Here is an 18735-nt window from a genome sequence, read left to right on the forward strand (position 1 = left end):
ACAGACTCGGTTTTAAAAGATTTTTATTGAAATGAGTTGTTATTTTTCATTGTATGTAGTTTGTGTTGTTTTAAATTTTGTTATTCTTTCGGATCATCTGTTTTGGCTAAATACTCACTTGGCATACAACCGTAATGTTGCTTAAAGGCTGTAGAAAAATACGATGGCGAGTTAAAACCACACATATACGTGATTTGTGCAATCGTATAGCGCTTGCTTTGCATGAGTTCAACTGCTTTTTTAAATCGGATTCGTTTTATGAAATCCATTGCAGATTCGCCAGTTATGGCCTTTAATTTCAAGTAAAGGTTTGATCGGCTCATACCGATTTCTTTGCTAAACTGATCTACCGAAAATTCAGAATCAGCCAGATGATCTTCGACAATTTGAATGGCTTGTTTTAGAAATTCTTCGTCCAGTGTATTAAAAGCAATATTCTCCGGAACCATTTCTTTGCCTACAGAATAGTATTCTTTTAATCGATTACGGGAACGTAACAGGTTTGTAATTTTTGCTGCCAGTAACGGAGTCGAAAAGGGTTTGGTAATATAATCATCGGCACCCATTTCGAGCCCTTTTATTTGTTGGCTGGTTTCATTTCTTGCCGTTAAAAGCATCAGCGGAATATGAGAGGTATTGATGTTTTGTTTTACTTTTTTACAGAAATGCAAACCGTCGAGTTCCGGCATCATCACATCGCTGATGATCAGGTCAAACGGCTGAATTTCTAAAAGATCCAAAGCCATTTGACCATTATTAGCGGTTATAACCTCATATATTTTACTGAAATAATCCTGCAGATAATCTAAAATCTCTTTATTATCGTCTACAATAAGCAGTTTAACAGGCTGATCTCTTTCGATGATTTGGTTTTCTTCTTCTGATGCCGCGTCTTCATCCAGTTCATTATCTGATATAATAGACAAGTCATACAATGAAGTTTCGATTTGCTGATCGTTTTTGTAAACTTGATCTGAAGTTGGAATCGTTACTGTAAAAGTACTTCCTTCTTCAGGAGTACTTTCGGCAGAAATTTCGCCATGATGCAATTCGACCAGACGTTTTGTAAAGGCGAGACCAACACCGGAACCCAAATTCATCTCGCGATTGTTTACCTGATAAAAACGGTCAAAAACTTTAGACAGATCTTCTTTGCTGATTCCAACTCCTGTATCAGCGACTTTTATTTGTACCGTTTCATTTTTTCTGATCAGTTCAACATGAATACTTTGACCAGTTTTGGTGTATTTAAAAGCATTAGATAAAAGATTAAAAAGGATTTTCTCCATGGCATCTTTATCAAAATAAAACAAAAGTTGCGGCTCAGCAGTATGATAAGAATACTGGATACCATTTTTCTCTGAAAGCGGCTTGAATGATTCGAAAATTTCCTGTGTAAAATTTACAATATCTCCTTTGCCTACTTTAAGTTGTCGGGTTCCCATTTCGGTTTTTCTAAACTCAAAAAGCTGATCGACCAAATTATAAAGTCTTTTGGCATTGATGAACATTAATTCGTGTTTCTTTTTGGAAACTTTATCGGCAAACGGTATTTTTAATAATTCTTCTAAAGGTGCTAAAATCAGTGTTAAAGGCGTTCTTAATTCATGCGATACATTAGTAAAGAAATCCATTTTTACCTGATTGATATAACTTACCCTTTCTTTGTCTATACGTTCCAGTTTTAATTGCTGAACGGCTTTTATTCGTTCTTTTATAATCCTGAAACCAATGTATCCGGCTGTACCAATAATCGTTACTAATAACAATGAAAACCAGATGGTTTTATACCAGGGCGGAAGAATTACAATCTTTAAATTTCTAATGGCACTCGTTTCACCATTTGGTCCAATTGCCTTGATCTGAAAGCTATATTTTCCGGCGGGTAAATTACTGTAACTTACCTTTAATTCATCTGTACGCTGCCAGTCTTTATCGATTCCTTCCAGTTTATAATAATAGTAAGTCCGGTTTGAAGAAATATAATTGAATGTATTAAAAAAGATACTGAACTGTTTGTATTCCGGTCCAATTTCTAATTCGTTTGCCTGATCAATATGCGCTTCTAAAATACCTGTTTCATCATCAACCGCTACTGTTTTATTTAAAACTTCTAATGCTGTAAAACTTAATTTTAGCGGAAGCGGCTGTTGTTTAATCATGGAAGGATAGAAATACGAAATTCCTTTTATTCCGCCAAAAAGTAGCATACCATCCTGAGCCTTGCAGAAAGCATAATCATTAAATTGTTTGTTCTGTAAACCATCGCTTTCATCAAAAGTCTGAACAGAACCTTTATCCGGATTAAATTTGATTAAACCGCTGTTGGTTGAAATCCAAAGATTGGCATCATCATCGGGAATTATGCCGTAAATGGTTTGTTTTACGAAATCTTTTCCTGCTTTAAAACTAATAAAGGATTCCTGAGTTTCATTATACAATCGTAAACCTTCTCTGGTACCAATCCAAATGCGGTGTTTTTGATCTTCGGTAATGCAATTTACAATATCATCGCTAAGTTTTCCGTGTCCGATGTTTCCAAACAAGAGCGTATCAGGATAAAAAAGCGTTACGCCGTTTGTAGTTCCAATCCAGATTCTGTGTTTGCTGTCTTCAAACAAAAATGTAATATCATCTGAGGTCAGCCTTTTTCCGGCTTTATCCAGATGAATGTGTGTAAACGTTTTGGTTTCCGGATGAAACTGATCTAATCCGGATCTTGTTCCTACCCAAATTCGGCCTTTGGAATCTTTTAATAAACTATAAACCAGATCTCCTGCAATCGTGTTTGGATTATTTTCGTCGTGGCGAAAACGCTGTACAGAACCGCTATTCTGATTTAGTAAATTTAGTCCGCCATTGTGTGTGCCAATCAATACATTACCGTTGTCATCAAATGCAATCGCCTTGATATTGTTAGAACTTAAACTGTTTGGATTGTTTTCGCTGTTGGAATAATAGGTAATCGTATTGGCATTTTTATTCCAGTAATTTAAGCCTTTATCGTTGCTTCCTATCCAGAAATTACCTTTTGAATCTTGTTTGATAACTCCAATCACTTCATCATTTAAGGACGGTTTTCCAGAGTTTTGACTCAACAGATTGAACTTGATATCGTTTTTATGATAGTAGTTTAAACCGCCATAATACGTTCCCAGCCAGATTCCGTTTTGCTTGTCTTTAAAAAAACAACGTACAGAATTTTGACTAATGGTATAAGGCTGTGATATCTGGTGGTAATAATTGGTAAACGAATTGCTTTTTGGATTAAAAATACTAAGCCCTTTAAAAGTTCCCAGCCAGATATTCCCTTCTGTATCTTTTCCTACGCATCGAATGTTATTGTCGGCAACACTATTGCTTCCGGCGCTGTGAAGCAGAGAAGAAGTCTGTCCGTTTTCGGCATTATATCGTATTACACCTTCGCCTTCAGTAGCAACCCACAATTTTTTGCCATCAATATAAACGTCGTTGATATATGTTTTTTTTGTCCCTAAGTTTACTTTAATCAGCTGATGTGTATTTTGTTTCAGTTTAAAAAGTCCTACATCGGTTCCTAAAATAATTTGCTGTTCCCAAAGTCCGATGTAAGCAATTTTTTTGATTTCATGAGAAGAAGCATTAAACTTTACAGCCGTAAAATTCTCTTCTTTTGGATGAAGTACAAAAACATCGCCTACAATCGAGGTTGCCCAGATTCTATGCTGTTTGTCTTCGGTTATAGACGAAATATACCATTCGCCAATATTACGCGGAAGTTGATAATTGGTAAAACTGTCTGTATTGTAATTGTAAACGCTGATTCCCTGATTGCCACCAACCCATAATTGCCCTTTATGATCGGTAAATAAACTTCGGATATAATACGATTGCAAGCTGCTTTTAACGTTTTTGACTGGTCGGTAGACTTTAAAACCTTTGCTGTCATAACGATTAAGTCCGTCCTGAGTTCCAATCCAGATAAAACCGAGTGTATCCTGCTGAATGGCAAAAACCGAACTTTGCGACAAGCCTTTATCAACCGAAATATTACGAAAATATCGATCCTGAACTTGTGCATGGCTTTTGGCTGCGAAAAGAAGAATGCAGAAAAGGGCAATAATAGCAATCTTTTTCTTCATGAATATTAGTATTATAATTGTTTTGTGGTTGTTTATTTTCTCTTTTACAGAAGAGATTGGGCTCTAAATTAAAGAAAAAGCGAACATCTCGTTTGTTTTAATTTTTATCATATTTGGCTACATCCGGTAATTCGTCTATGGCTTCTTGCTTGTTTACTTTGGTACCATCCAATTCCAGCAATAATGAACTTCCTGCAATTTTTGGGGAGTAAGCTTTTCCTTCAAATTTTACCGGCACATTACCATAGCTAAATAATGATTTAATCTCTTTACCGGAAATCTGTAAAGCGGCAGGTTTTTCACCATCTAATTGTGCCTTAATCTCCCAATTCCCAATTTGCAGATGTGATAAACCTGTATTGTCTGAAATGGTTTTGATCACTTCTGTTCTTCCATCTTTAATCTGAATAATGGTTAAGAACCTGAATTTTTGTTTGGGTTCTGAAGTAATTCCGGCATGCCATTGGTTTTTAAAATCTTTGATTTCGCCTTCGTCATTCGTGACTTTGTTCCAGTTTACGGCAGGTTCAAAAAATCGGTTATGAACATCCATTTTTAAAGGAGTATTGGCAAAAACGCTGGCATTGACATTTCCTAAATCGGTTTGTACCCTGAAATTTTGTTGTTTGGCATTCGCCGAATTTTCTCTTTCGATGGTATAATACGGACAATGAAATTGTGTGGTCCATTTTACGGGAGTTTTAGCTTCTAATTCATCGTATAAAACAATATAACCGCCTTCTAATTGCAGCATATGTCTGCGGTATAGGGTTACACCGGATTCTCCGTAACCATTTTCTTTGTTGGGTATAACATTAATTTGTCTGAATCGGTCTAACCAGAAATCGCTTTTTATTGCGCCATACGCATTGCTGGCATCGCCTAAAGCATACTGAATGTGTTGCCCTGAAATCGCTCTGGGAATCCATCCGTAACCTTCTTCACCAATTTTCTGATTTAAACTATCGGCTAGAATTGTATTGTAAGCTTTTGATGTTCTGTGATATAAAAGGTTATGCTTGTCGCTGAAATTGCTGTAATAACCTGTTCCGCCAAAGATTACTTTTCCTTTATAATTAATGGTAAAAGCATTTTGTGACGCATGACCATGACCCGAAGAACCAAACGGACTGCTGAATAAATAACTGCTTAAGGTTTTGTTGGCTTTAGTCAAATCTTCGTGCATGGCGACTACACCAACATCGCCAAATTTGCGGGTTTTAGGCAAGTTCTCCGGCGAGGTTGCAGGAAGATTTTTATTAGGTTTATAGTTTAGTAATCTAAAGAATAAGAAATCATCTGTACCATGATAATAGCTGGGATAATCACGTTTTATTTCATTAACATACCAGTTTAAATAGGGATTATTCATTTTATAAGTCAGTGCATCAGCAAACCAGGCTTCGCCTTTTACAATGTATGGAATATTCTCCCACATATCACCAATTGCGGTACTTGCAGCTCCGTTTGGATGTGTGTACAGCATATAATACGGAAGGTTTTCCATCCATGGTAATTTAAAATAATCGACTCCGCTAAAATCGCCAAACATTTGGGATAAGTAAATGATGGATTTAAAGTTAACTCTGAAATAGCCGTTTCCTTCGTGCCAACCGCCATCTGTTGTGCCTAAAACCGGAAAACGTGCCGACCAGACTTCGTACATATAGGTCAGCCATTCTTTGGCTTCGGGAACATCATTGATTACGGCAACGGTTGCAATGGCAAGATTTCTCAAAGTAATCTGCCAAACGTGATTGTCGCTTACATGCAACTCAAAACGATTAGGCAAATGATTGTACACTCGTTTTGCCCTGATGGTAATGCTGTTTATAAAGATTTCTTTTTCCTGTGGCGTTAAAAACTGATATCCGGCATCATAAAACCAGCCCATTGCTTCAAGTACGGCTCCGCTTGTAAAATCATCGCCTGTAGCTAATCCGTCCGGATTCATCGCAGCAAGATTCAAGGCTCTGCGTTTGGCATCCTGAATAAAACGTTCGTCTTTAGTCAATTGATAAGCAATGCATAAATTACGAACCGGATTGCCCACTGCATCACCAAAACCGTGATACATACGTTCTATAATGATCTTTTTTTCTAATTTATTCTTGCCTGTGGTATCAATTATTCTTTGTGGTTTTTCGGTAGGAAGCGGAGCCAGCATTAGTTTTTCCGCGAAAGCGATAAATTTTTTGGCCTCAGGATTGTTGAGATTGTTTTTGTAAAAATCTTCGCCAATATGATTCATGTTCCATAAAAGCGGGTGCGATCCTTCGTTGCGTTTTAAAACTTCGCTTATTGGCGGAGATACTTTCTGATTGGTATATTGGGCATCGACCACAAAATCGAACACAGCAGACCATATCCATAGATTACTGCCTTTTAAAGCATAACCATATTTCCAGTACCATTTTCCTGGTTTTAAAGCCTGGTGAAGCGGATAAACAGCCCAGCGCTGTTCTGCACTGGCAATTAAATCCCTGCTGAAATCTTTATTGCTGGCAAGGATTACTTTGTAACGAACATTACCAATGTTTGGATCTTCGGGAACTTCGCTGCCGCTTTCCATTGGTTTCACCATTTCTTTTCCATTTGTTGCCGGCCAAAGCAGAGCAGGAGCATTGGTAGGAACCGTTATTCCGTTTACAGGATAAGGCCATTCACGAACTCTTGAATGCAGTTTTTCTGCGGTCAGTTTTAGTATGGCAGATTGCTGGCTGAAAACAGAAACTGTTGTGAATGATAAAAATAAGGCAACTATATTTTTCATAAAATTTACTTTAAAATCAAATTATATTCCTGAAACAAAAGAATCTCCGTTCTTTTTACACCATTGTTTCAGGTAACGACGCATGGCGATTAGTTCTTTTTTACAGGATGGATTTACTGCCAGATTGGTAATTTCTCCCGGATCTTTTGTTAAGTCGAAAAGCTGTTCTTTTAAATCTCCTTTGTTATAAACGATATATTTATAATCTTTCGTAATTACGGCACGTCCACTAATGTTTAAGAGTTCTTCGTTATCGGCAAAATCGGTTTCGATTACCAGCGTATCGCGAAGACTTTGATTTGGGTTTTCTATTTTTTTACTGATGTCGATTCCTTTTAAATAAGATGGTTTGGGTACTCCTGTAAATCCACACATTGTAGGGATAATATCGGTACCATTGCAAACCAGCATATCATCGGTTTGCGGTTTCCATTCGCCTATTTTAGAAATGATAAAGGGTATTTTGGCTGATTCTTCGTATAGAATTTGTTTCTGGTTCCAGCTATGACCTGCATAACCATCCCCATGATCTGCGGTAAAAATAATAATGGTGTTTTTTTCGATGTTGTACTTTTTTAAAGAAGCCAAAACCATTTCGATATAACGGTCTACTTTTTCTACTAAACGGTTATATGCCCAACGGTATTGACGCCATTGATCAGAAGTCCAATGGACTGTTGGGTAGGTTCTGAAACTTACTTTTTGCTGATCGCGTACAATTTTAGGTTCCTGATCGGGGATTTTCCAATTGGCAGGCAACGGCGGACATTGGTCTGCGGGTGGTGCATTTTCTAAAACATCCATTTTTAAATCTTCTCCGCGTGCCCATTCGCAAATGTCATGCGGATTTAAAAAGGAAGCTACGAGTAAAAAAGGTGTGTTTTTATTTTCTTTGATGAAACGGGCACAGAAAGAAGGTGTCGCTGCATCATTATAATCCTGAAAATTGGTGTTTTCGATGTATTCAAATCCATGCTGACTTTTTTTGGTTGTTGGAACTGGTAAATGCCATTTGCCGACATATCCGGTTTTATAACCTCCGTTTTGGAAAATTTTCCCCATCATCAGGAGATTTTCCGGCCATTGTCCGTCTTTTTCGGGTGCATTTCCTATAAATCCGTTTTCATAAGGCATTTTTCCGCTCATTATAGAAGCGCGTGACGGCGTGCATAAAGGCTGGGCGCAATAGGCTTTGGTAAACCTGACTCCGTTTTGAGCCAGTTTATCCATTGCGGGTGTATGCAAATCTTTGTTTCTGGCAATACTCATCGCGTCAGCTGTCTGCTGATCAGTCATAATGATCAGAATATTGGGACGGGAAGTTTGTGCATTGCTTAAAAATGGAATGTTCAAAACCATCAATAGACTTAAAAACAATATGCTTTTTTGAAACATGAGCTCTACCTATTTTAACAGATTATTTTTTGATTTGTAATTTCTTAAATACAAAACGAATTTAATGATCAATGCTTTAGTAAGGTTTTGAATTTGTACAAAATGATATTAAATTTATCTAAAAGCCTTTAATTGGGGTAGATTGATGCGGATTTAACTACTGTAAATTTTGATTTGTGCAGATTTGTGAAATTCGTGGCTAATTTAACCGCAAAGAGCACGAAGTTTTTTTCTCGCAAAGTCGCGAAGGCGCAAAGTTTATTTCACGCAGATTTTGGAGATTTTTTTAAGAGTTGTAAATTTTGATTTGTGCAGATTTGTGAAATTCGTGGCGAATTTAACTGCAAAGTTCGCGAGGTTTTTTGCTCGCAAAGTTGCGAAGGCGCAAAGTTTATTTCACGCAGATTTTTCAGATTTTTTTATAAGAGCTGTAAATTTTGATTTGTGCAGATTCGTGAAATTCGTGGCTAACTTAACCGCAAAGCTCGCGAAGTTTTTTTCTCGCAAAGTCGCGAAGGCGCAAAGTTTATTTCACGCAGATTTTGGAGATTTTTTTAGAGCTGTAAATTTTTGATTTGTGCAGATTAGTGAAATTCGTGGCTAATTTAACCGCAAAGGTCACAAAGATTTTAGTAAATAACAAGAAGCTTTTTTGAATTGCCCCTGGCTTTAGCCAGGGAATTTAGATTTAAATAGAAAAGGCTTTAGCCAAACTATTACTGGTTTGGCTAAAGCCTATTTCGCTTCGTATCATTTTACATCCAGCTAAAGCTGGACGCTATTCAATCATCATCTGAAAACAAACTGTATGTCTTTGCATGATTAATTTTGAAGTAAGGTTTTATTATAACGCGTATTCTGTTTTTTTGAATTTCTGGAAAGCATTAGCGCATGCACCTAATAAGCCAGCTTTGTTGCCAAGAGTTGCGGCTACAATTTCGGTATTGGAAAAAGAAACCGGAATTGCCGTCTTTTTTACTCTGTGGGTTAATTCATCAATATAAAACTGACCTGCTTCGCTGATACCTCCGCCAATAATCACTTTTTGCGGACTAAATATGTTCACACAATTTACGATTCCGGCAGCCAGATAATCAAAATGATGCTGCATGGTTTTTATAGCGTGGTCTTCGTTGGCAAGGTATTTTTCGATAATGGTTTTGCCATCGATATTTTCGTCTGCAATATTGTTTTGCGTTTTGTAATGTTTAATTAATGCGGTGACAGAAGCATAGGTTTCTAAACAGCCTTGTCCGCCACAGGCACATTGTATTCCGTTTTGCTGAATTACGGTGTGACCCAATTCGGCACCACGATTTTTATAGCCCCCAAAAAGTTTTTTGTCAATCATGATAGCACCGCCAATTCCGGTACCAATAGTTAGAAAAATAGCATCATCGCTGTCTTTGGCTGCACCGTACATTACTTCGGCAAGTCCCATTAGGTTGGCATCATTATCAATCACGATATGGTGTCCGGTTCGGTCGTTTAGGATTTTACCTAAAGGCAATTGCTCAAATCCCGGAAGATTAACTCCGCCACCAACGATTACATTATTTTCGATCAGACCGGGAAAACCAATTCCAATACCCACAATAGGTTCATTTAATTGCGCTGTACATTGTGTGATAGCATTAACAATCAATGTGATAATTTCTTCTTCGGTTTTTGCTTCGCTTAGAGAAACCAAAAAAGAAAAGAGGATTTCGCCAAGTTCATTAACAACGCCACATTTAAGTGAAGTACCGCCAATATCTATCCCGATTGCATACGATTGAGATGTTGGCGTATCGTTTAAGGTATTCATAGTGTCAATTTTATTATTTTATAGTATCTGTTTGGTATAATTATCTTTTAGCTCATAGAAATAAAGATCTTGTAAACTCAGAAAAAGGTGTTTTACTTATTTGAATAGACATCGCTATGTAGAAGAAATGTGTTTCTTTTTTGTAATTCTTTTTAAGCATAAAACCCTATGTTTCTATGTGTTTAAATAAAAATTCATTAATTGTACCAACAGCTTTTTATACTCTACTGAAAACAACTAATGCAGAACGGCAAGTTCTGCATTAATGTCCAAAAATCGGGTAATTATCTAAAAAAAATATGCTCTTATTTTGAGCTGATTCCTATTATGACTTAGGTTTATTTAACGATTTGACAAAATCTCTCCATATTTGAAATTGTTCCGGAGTCAGAATTGCTTTTTCTCTGGCTGTTATTTCTTTTTTCCAGGCTTCGAGTTTTTCTTGTCTCTGGTCATAAAATAGTGCCGGATCATCTTTAATTGCTTTTTGTCCTTTGCCATTTTCAGCGATAAGGTCGTGCATTTTTTGTCGGTTTACCTTGCTCAGGTTCATGACTGTAAAAATAGAATCTCTTAGCACTTTCATATCTCTGGGTTTGTCCTGGGCAAACGTAAATGTCGTCATTAGGATCAAACTGAAGACTAATACTATCTTTTTCATAATTTTAGTTTTAAATGTTTAAAATGTAATTTTTGATTCAAAAGGAATTTTAATACTTTGGATTTTGACGCGTAATACTTTTGTTGACATCTGTTTCGTTTTGCGGATAAGGATATAATTCGTGTTTTCCGGCCACAAAATTGGTGACAGAAGGGTAGAAGTAAGTTGATCGGATTGCTTTTACAGCGGCGCTTGTTTCGATTAATTTATCTGCTAATATTCCCCATCTGATCAAATCTGCTCTTCGCATTCCTTCGCCTGAAAGTTCCCAGGCTCTTTCCTGTTGCAGGGCTTTTAAGAAACTATCTTTGTTAAGTCCTGTTGGCAAATTCATTTCTGTAGGTGCCGGTTTGGTTAAAAGTCTTGCGGTTGCTGTTGCTCCGGTACCTTTTCCGTCTGTACTTGTAATGGTTACTGTTGGCACAGAAGTATAGCCATCACCGGAACGTAACATTCCAATTGTACCAATACCACCGCTTGCAAGTGTTATTACAGCTGCTGCTGCATCTGTACCGCCACCGCCTGTAATTTGTATCACAACGTTGGCTGCATTGGTATATCCTGATCCTTTTGTTTTTAAGTCAATGGCGATTCTGCTTCCCTGAATATCTGCTCCAAAAGCTCTTTTTCTAACTTGGTTAATGGCATCGTAAGCGATTGCATTGGGACCTTCGTTTAATTCATTTTCTACTTCGGCACGCATTAAAAGCAAATCAGAGTAACGCATAATCACCCAGTTGATGTGTGTATAAACTCTTTCGGCTGTTGCATTGGTTTGGTATTCTCTGCTCCATTTTCCAACGGTCCATCTTTCGTCCTGATTGGTGGTTAAAAGCGGTAATTTGTTCCCAAGATTGTTTATAGAATAAGTTGCAATAGAAAAATCCCTGCGTTGATCTGCTTCATTAAAACTGTTGTAGAATGGTTTTGGCACTAAACATCTGGAGATATTAGACGGGTAAACTCCGTTTGCTGTTGCAGGACCATTAAAATTACCTACCCATGATGCATTTCCTAATGTTCCGGCAGGATTGTAAAAGGCAACCTGAAAAATATTTTCTGTAGGTTCCAGTACATGCTGACATTGGTTTTTGAATACTTTTGAATAAGACGGATTTAATTTGTACGGATTTTGAGCCATGACATCATTAATCTCTTTTTGTGCCAATTTATAATAGTCTTTGTAATTGGAAGGACGTTTCATTGTTCCGTCAGCAGCAAGAGAATATCCTCCGGCAAATAAGGCTACTCTTGCCAGCATTGCTTTTGCACCCCATTTATTGATACGTTCATCTGTAGGTGTTTGCTCCGGCAATACAAGAGCAGCTTCCTGCATGTCTTTTATAATTTGGGTGTAGATTTCATAACGGTCCACCAAACCTACTTTTAGATTATCTCCAGATTGTGAGCTTTTGGTTTTAAAGGGTACATCACCCCATAAACGAACGAGTTCAGAATAGTAGAATCCGCGTAAAAACTTTGCTTCGCCAAGCATTCTGTTCAATTGATCTTTTTGAGGCTGAGTTCCGTTGGTATATAAATCCATTTGAGGAATTCTTTCGATCACAACATTGGCTCTGTCAACACCTTCATACAATTTGCTCCATGCGGTATAAAAGGTTGTAGTTTGAGAGATTCCCTGATAATGTGCGATTGTTCTCCAGTCATCGGCACCAATTCCGGTCATTTGTTCAATATCAGTATCGGCATCAAAAATTAGAGAAATATTCCAGCCATAACTGTCCAGAGACGACATTGATTCGTAAACACCTAATGTTGCCATGTAGGCTTCGTTTACATTCGAAAAAAAGTTCGCAGTCGTGAAGTAGGAGTAAGGCGTAGTGTCTAGTTCTTTATCACAGGAATTAAGAGGCAGCAACAAACAGGTAATGCCTGCAGCTAGTATTGCTCTACGGGAAAATATATATTTTTTCATCTTTTTAAACTTTAAATTATAGTGTGATATTCAAACCTGTAACAAAGGACTTGCTTCTTGGATAAGCACTAAAATCTACTCCGCGGGTTATGGCATTATTGATCACACTTACTTCAGGATCATATCCGGAATATTTGGTAAATACATATAAATTATAGGCTGTAAAATAGATTCTCAGATTAGAAATCTTAGATTTTTTTAACCAGTCTTTAGGCAATGTATATCCCAGGCTAATGTTGTTGATTCTTAAAAATGAACCGTCTTCGATAATATCACTGTACAAACGTCCTGTTGTGTTTCCGTTGAAAGCCGGATTGGTTTTTCCAACATTTAAAGCCGTTAGTTCAGCAGGATCAGTTACACGTTGTCCGGCAGCATTGATTGTTGTCCATCTGTCTGCATAAATGGCAAGTGTATTCAGGTTGTCTAAATTTAATCTTGAGTTGTTTAATACATTGGCATTGTAGATGTCGTTGCCCACAGTAAAATCAAGAAATATACTCAGGTCAATTCCTTTGTAACTAAAGGTGTTGTTTAAACCTCCTGTGTATTTAGGATTTGCATCTCCAATAACCGTTCTGTCATAATCATTAATTACACCATCAGGAGTTCCGTTTGGTCCGCTGATATCTTTAAATTTAATAAATCCGGGTTGTACTACAATATTGTCGCTTACAACGCCACTTTTTAAGGTATAAGCTTTAGTTGTTGGATTATAATCAAAATCGCTCACCTGATACAAACCGTCTCTCACATAACCGTACATGGTTCCAACTGGTTTTCCAACTTGTAAAATGTAGTCACTTTTGTCTGTATAACTATTGGTGATTAGTGAGTTTTCGCCTTCGCTGAGAGCCAGAACTTTGGTTTTGTTAAAAGCAAGATTTAAAGTCGTGTTCCAGGTAAAGTTGTTGTTTTTGATGTTTACCGTATTCAAAGTAAACTCGATTCCGCGGTTAGAAGTAGCTCCAATATTCTGAAATTGCTTTTTGAAACCTGAACTTGCAGGAACACGGGTGTTATAAAGTAAATCTTTAGATTTGTTATCGTATAACTCTGTAGTTAAAGATATTCTTTGTTTAAAAAATCCTATGTCAATACCTAAATTGGTCGATTTTGTAGCTTCCCATTTCAGAAACGGATTTGGCAGATTGTTTTGAAATGCCGTAATGTTCGTTTGGTTGTTCAACGGATATGAACCGGAGTTAAAAATACCCAAAGCAGCATAATTTGCAATTCGGTTATTTCCTGCTTCACCATAGCTTAAACGGAATTTTAAATCAGAGAAAACAGGCAGTTTTTTCATGAAATTTTCTTCGATAACTCTCCACGCTGCTGAAACTGACGGGAAGTATCCCCATTGGTTTTCAGTTCCAAATTTAGAAGAACCATCGGCTCTGATGCTGGCAGAAAATAAGTATCTGTTTTTATAAGAATAGTTTGTTTTGGCGAAAAAAGACAACAGTTTATCGTCTTCGGCAAAAGTGGTCGGAATCCCGGCAATGGTTCCCAATTGTAATTTATCCCAGCCTAAATTAACTTCCGGAAAAGCAGATGCAGTAGCCGTAATTCCTTCGTTATAATTGTAGATGTATTCCTGTCCGGCTGTAACATCCAGTTTGTGTTTTTTATTGAATGTATTGGTATAGGTTAATACATTGTTATAGTTTAAACGTGTCGAGGTATTATTGGTTACTCCGCCATTTGCACCACCGCTTCTGATGGCCTGAATACCTCTGGAATCGTTAAAATATTTGCTTTTAACACTATTATCAGTGTAACTCACTAAACCACGATAAATTAAATTTGGCGTAATATTATACTGAAGTTGTAAACTCATATTAATCGCTCTGGTAACGGCTTCTCTTTTCTGACTGTCGATTGTAACCAGCGGACTTTGTAATGTTGGTGAATCCTGATTGTCTAACGGATCGATAAATAAGGTTTTAAGATCTTCATCTGATCCGATTTTGCCAATTGTTGGTCTGTATTGTAATACATTTTGCAGCATGCTTAATCGGGCATTTCCGCCATCGCCTGTAGATAATCCGGTTACTTTTTGATTTGAATAGTTAACAATTGCATTTACAGTAAATTTTTTACTGATGCTATTCACTACATTCAGTTTTGCAATATTCTTTACAGAGGCGCTTCCCAGCATAATTCCCTGATCGTTATTAACAGAATAAAAAGCGTTGTATTTGGTATCATTTTCACCACCGCTAATGCTTATTTTATGGTATTGACTTTCTACAGCATTGCCAAAAACCTCGTCTTGCCAGTTGATTCCTTTTCTGTTTTTATACAAACCTTCAAGTTCATCATAAGTACCAAAAACGTTTACGAATTTTTGCATTCTGGCGTCATCAGTAGCCGCCTCGTACAATAACTGTGTATACTGATAAGGATTCATAACCGGAAGTGTTTTGGCTATTGTTTTTATACCGCCGTAAGTATCGTAACTAATAGATAGTTTTCCGCCTTTTGCTTTTTTGGTGGTAACCAAAACAACTCCGTTTGCACCCTGAGCACCATAAATAGAGGTAGAGGATGCATCTTTTAATACATCTATAGATTCAATATCCATTGGATCCAGAAAGCTTAGTCCGCCTGTTTGTGCTACTCCGTCAACTACATACAAAGGTTCGTTGCTCTGTGTAATCGAAGTTCCGCCTCTAATTCGTAATGATGGTTCTGCTCCCGGTGTTCCGTCAGGCATTGTAACCTGCATACCTGCAATACGTCCCTGTAAAGCCTGTGCAACGTTTTGTACCGGAATCTTAGCCAGTTCCTGACCTTTTACAGAAGAGATAGCTCCCGTTAAGTCTTTTCTGGTTTTTGTACCGTAACCTACCACAACTACTTCATCAAGATTATTGGCATCATCTATTAATTTAGTATTGATGAGTGTTCTGTTTTTTACCTGTTCTTCTTTGGTTTTTGTTCCTATAAAAGAAAATACCAATATAGCATTAGGTTTTACCTTAATTTGATAATCACCGTCCATAGCGGTAACGGTAGAATTTTTAGTTCCTTTTTCAGAAACTGTTGTTCCCGGCATAGGCATGTTTTGTGCATCTGTTACTACACCTTTTACGGTAATAATATCCTGCCCGTACATTACTTTGCAAGTTGCCAGGAGCAAAAATAAAAATAGAGTCCTTTTCATAATTTTTTTTATATCAGAATAAGTTTTGGGCTTATTTCTTATTGATGTTATTTTGGTTGGGTCTTTGTTATTTAATCCGCTACTATTTTGCCCGAAAGCGAAAAGGTATTGATCTCATGATTTTTGCAAATCTAATATGGATCGCGCAGAAATCTATAACAATTTATTAACTTGAAAAACAGGCTGGGGAATTTTACGTCTGTTAAACAATAATAGGTTTGTCTGATGTCGGTTCATTTTTTTTGGTCTAGTCATGTTTTTTTTGGATTTAATGAAAAACAAATATAGAAATCGGGTATACATGACAGTTTTGAATACGTCCAAAATGCTATTGATTTTGATTAATATAACGTTTTCGTTGCCCGTAAATAAAGGGAAAATCAGGATTTTGTAGTGTTTTTTGTGAAATAATTTTATAAAGAAGTACCGCTATTACTGATCAATTTTGAAATATTTTGTATTGGATAATAGTTAAGTAAAATTCAGCGTATTGTTAAGCAAAATGATTCTTTTTTGAGGTGATTTTTAGTTGTTCTTTTATTTGTTTATTTTCTTGATTCAGATAAAACTGATGAATTTAAAACGGACAGAATGCGGCTTGAAGTTTCTTTTGCCATAAATACACCAATAGGTAAGGTTTTTTAAACGGGATAAAGGCGCAATCTATGATTTTATAAACTCGATTATAAATAAAAAAGACGCCTGAAAATACTTTCAGACGTCTTTTAAAATATAACTTTTAAAGAGGATTTAAAGTTGCTTAATCATTTAAAACGGCTTTAATGTTACTCTTTTTACCATCAATCAGAATCGTTAAACTGATGTTTCCTTTTTCAAAATCATTATCTGCATTTGGCTGAACAATGATTTCAGGAGTTTTATTACCATTGTAGGGATAAACAATTGATATAAATTGCTGCGTTACGGCATCAGTTTTAGACTTTTCGAAGACAAAAGCAGGTCTTGCCATTTCTTTGGCATAAACATAGGATACTTTTCCTTCTTCTTCGCTAAGCGTTACTTTGTCTGTATTTAAGGATTGAATGAGGAGATTGTTTCCATCTTCATAAGTGGTATAAACTTTATTACTTGTCTTATCATATACAGGTTTACTGTCTTCTTTCAGCTGAAAATGAACGCCTAAATTTCCGGTTGCTTTGCCAATAGCCTTATCAATGATAAGAAAGTATTTTTGGTCCATAAAAAGAATACTTCTTTGATGGTTCAAATCAGTATAGCTTGGATTGGTATAGGTTAAAATATCAAGGTTTTTACTGGTTTTCCACTTATTTTGTATGGCTTTGGTGATAACCATATTTTCATTATTCAAAGTAAGCGTATTGTGTACTCTTGTTTGGCGAAACCAGTTTCTCATTTTGGTTACTTCGGCATCACCGCTGTATAAATAACATCCTGTGTCCGGCATAAAATCGCGTCCTTTTACCCAAAGTTCAAAAGTTCCGTTATCCGGTTGCGCATGAAACTCTGCTGGTGGCCCGGCTTTTACAATCATTACGGTGGCTTTATCGTTCCATCCGTTTCTAAAGGTATAAAAACCGCCATTTGGCAATGCGTTTGAGAGATAATCTGGCAGGTTTCCTTCTGCGCCATCAGTAGCAAAATATTTAATGAGTCCGTTATCAGGAAATAGTTTCGACCAGCCTGAAAATTGTTTTATTCGGGCATTTTTTTCAATTGGCCAGGAATCTCCAAACATCGGATTGTTGTAATCCGGAAAAGATATATTGGCGGTAGCCACAATCATTTTTTCGATGGTTTTGCTATAGGTTTCCGGAAATTCTTTTTCGACTCCCGCCATTTTTGCCGAATTGTAAGCTTTTAAGAAAATCTCAATACAGGCTACATGATAAGTAGGAGAGAGTTCCCATTGCACACCATCATCAAACACCTGCAATTTTATTTCTCTGTTTAAGATTTCGATACCGCTTTTACGCCAATCTTCGGCTTGTTTTAATTCAGGAAAAGAAGCTCCGGCTCCTAAAACACGTTGTGCTTCAAACAACAAATGATTTCCTTCTTTGCTGTAATGTTTTGGGATATAAGGGGCTTGTTTGTTAAAGCTGTTTAAAAATTCCATTAAAAAAACAGGTGTAAAGTTGGGCGAAATCACAAATAAATTAAATGTTCCCGGAAGGCTCTGTAAACGTTCTGAAACTTCTAACGGACGCCAGGCAATATTGTCATTTTCTGCAGAACGTCCCAAATAATTTTTCTTTTCCCAATCCCGAAATTGAAAAACCCATTCTTTAGCATATTTTTCATCGGCACTGCTGCGATAGGCCATTCCCATAGATTGCCACCAGGTTACACGGTGCAGCTGCCAGCGAACTTCGTTGTCTTTTACAGGCCAGTAATCCCAATTGATATCTTTTCCGTAATCGAAAAATCCGTAGCCTTTTTGCGGTTTAAAGAGATGTAATAAGGCATTATCTGCTTTTTCCTGATTGGCTTTGCCAATATCTTTTCCTCTAAAACGTGCTTCATCTCCCACATTAAAATCAGGATTTTTAATGTTTTTGCGATTACGGTAATAACTTAGTAATTCTCTTGCTGCCTCATCATATTTTCCTGAATTAAAAAGCTGATTTACTTTTTCCAGCCCCGGATATTTAAGGTTTACAACATCAAAACTTTCTTTGCTGAGCGCTGGGGTTTCTTGTGCATTGGTTGTGAAAACCATCACCGATAGAAATAATACGGTTGTAATAGTTTTTAAATTTTTCATTCAGATTTTTAATTAAATGATTTAGATAGTTTGTGGTTATTTATAGTAAAAAGCTGTTTGATTTCATTTTGAATATCAAAGATAGCTTCATAAAGTTTTATTTATTCATGATGGTCATAAAAATCAG

General features: G+C 36.7%; 8 protein-coding genes. All 8 read right to left on the minus strand.

Features of this window, described 5'->3' with window-relative positions; genetic code table 11:
- Positions 1–80 precede the first annotated feature (80 nt).
- Positions 81–4121, minus strand: a complete 4041-nt coding sequence (locus A4F88_RS00240; protein WP_068840540.1) for a hybrid sensor histidine kinase/response regulator transcription factor — start codon at positions 4119–4121, stop codon at positions 81–83.
- A 97-nt stretch (positions 4122–4218) separates the two neighbouring features.
- On the minus strand, positions 4219–6894 hold the full coding sequence (locus A4F88_RS00245) for a DUF4962 domain-containing protein (protein ID WP_068840541.1): 2676 nt from the start codon (positions 6892–6894) through the stop codon (positions 4219–4221).
- A gap of 21 nt (positions 6895–6915) precedes the next feature.
- Positions 6916–8289, minus strand: coding sequence for a sulfatase family protein (locus A4F88_RS00250; RefSeq protein ID WP_068840542.1), 1374 nt, complete (start codon positions 8287–8289; stop codon positions 6916–6918).
- 844 nt (positions 8290–9133) lie between these two features.
- The gene (locus A4F88_RS00260) at positions 9134–10096 is read right to left on the minus strand and encodes an ROK family protein (RefSeq protein ID WP_068840544.1); all 963 of its coding nucleotides are present in this window, start codon (positions 10094–10096) and stop codon (positions 9134–9136) included.
- A 325-nt stretch (positions 10097–10421) separates the two neighbouring features.
- The gene (locus A4F88_RS00265; RefSeq protein ID WP_068840545.1) at positions 10422–10757 is read right to left on the minus strand and encodes a hypothetical protein; all 336 of its coding nucleotides are present in this window, start codon (positions 10755–10757) and stop codon (positions 10422–10424) included.
- A gap of 49 nt (positions 10758–10806) precedes the next feature.
- A complete protein-coding gene (locus A4F88_RS00270) occupies positions 10807–12693 on the minus strand; it encodes a RagB/SusD family nutrient uptake outer membrane protein (RefSeq protein WP_068840546.1) in 1887 nt (628 codons plus the stop codon).
- A gap of 16 nt (positions 12694–12709) precedes the next feature.
- A complete protein-coding gene (locus tag A4F88_RS00275; protein ID WP_068840547.1) occupies positions 12710–15862 on the minus strand; it encodes a SusC/RagA family TonB-linked outer membrane protein in 3153 nt (1050 codons plus the stop codon).
- Positions 15863–16622: 760 nt separating this feature from the next.
- Entirely contained in the window at positions 16623–18608 is a 1986-nt protein-coding gene (gene hepC, locus A4F88_RS00280) for a heparin-sulfate lyase HepC (RefSeq protein WP_068840548.1), read from the minus strand.
- Positions 18609–18735: the final 127 nt, after the last annotated feature.

Origin of the sequence: Flavobacterium chilense, from assembly GCF_001602525.1 — a bacterium.
Taxonomy (GTDB): Bacteria; Bacteroidota; Bacteroidia; order Flavobacteriales; family Flavobacteriaceae; genus Flavobacterium; species Flavobacterium chilense.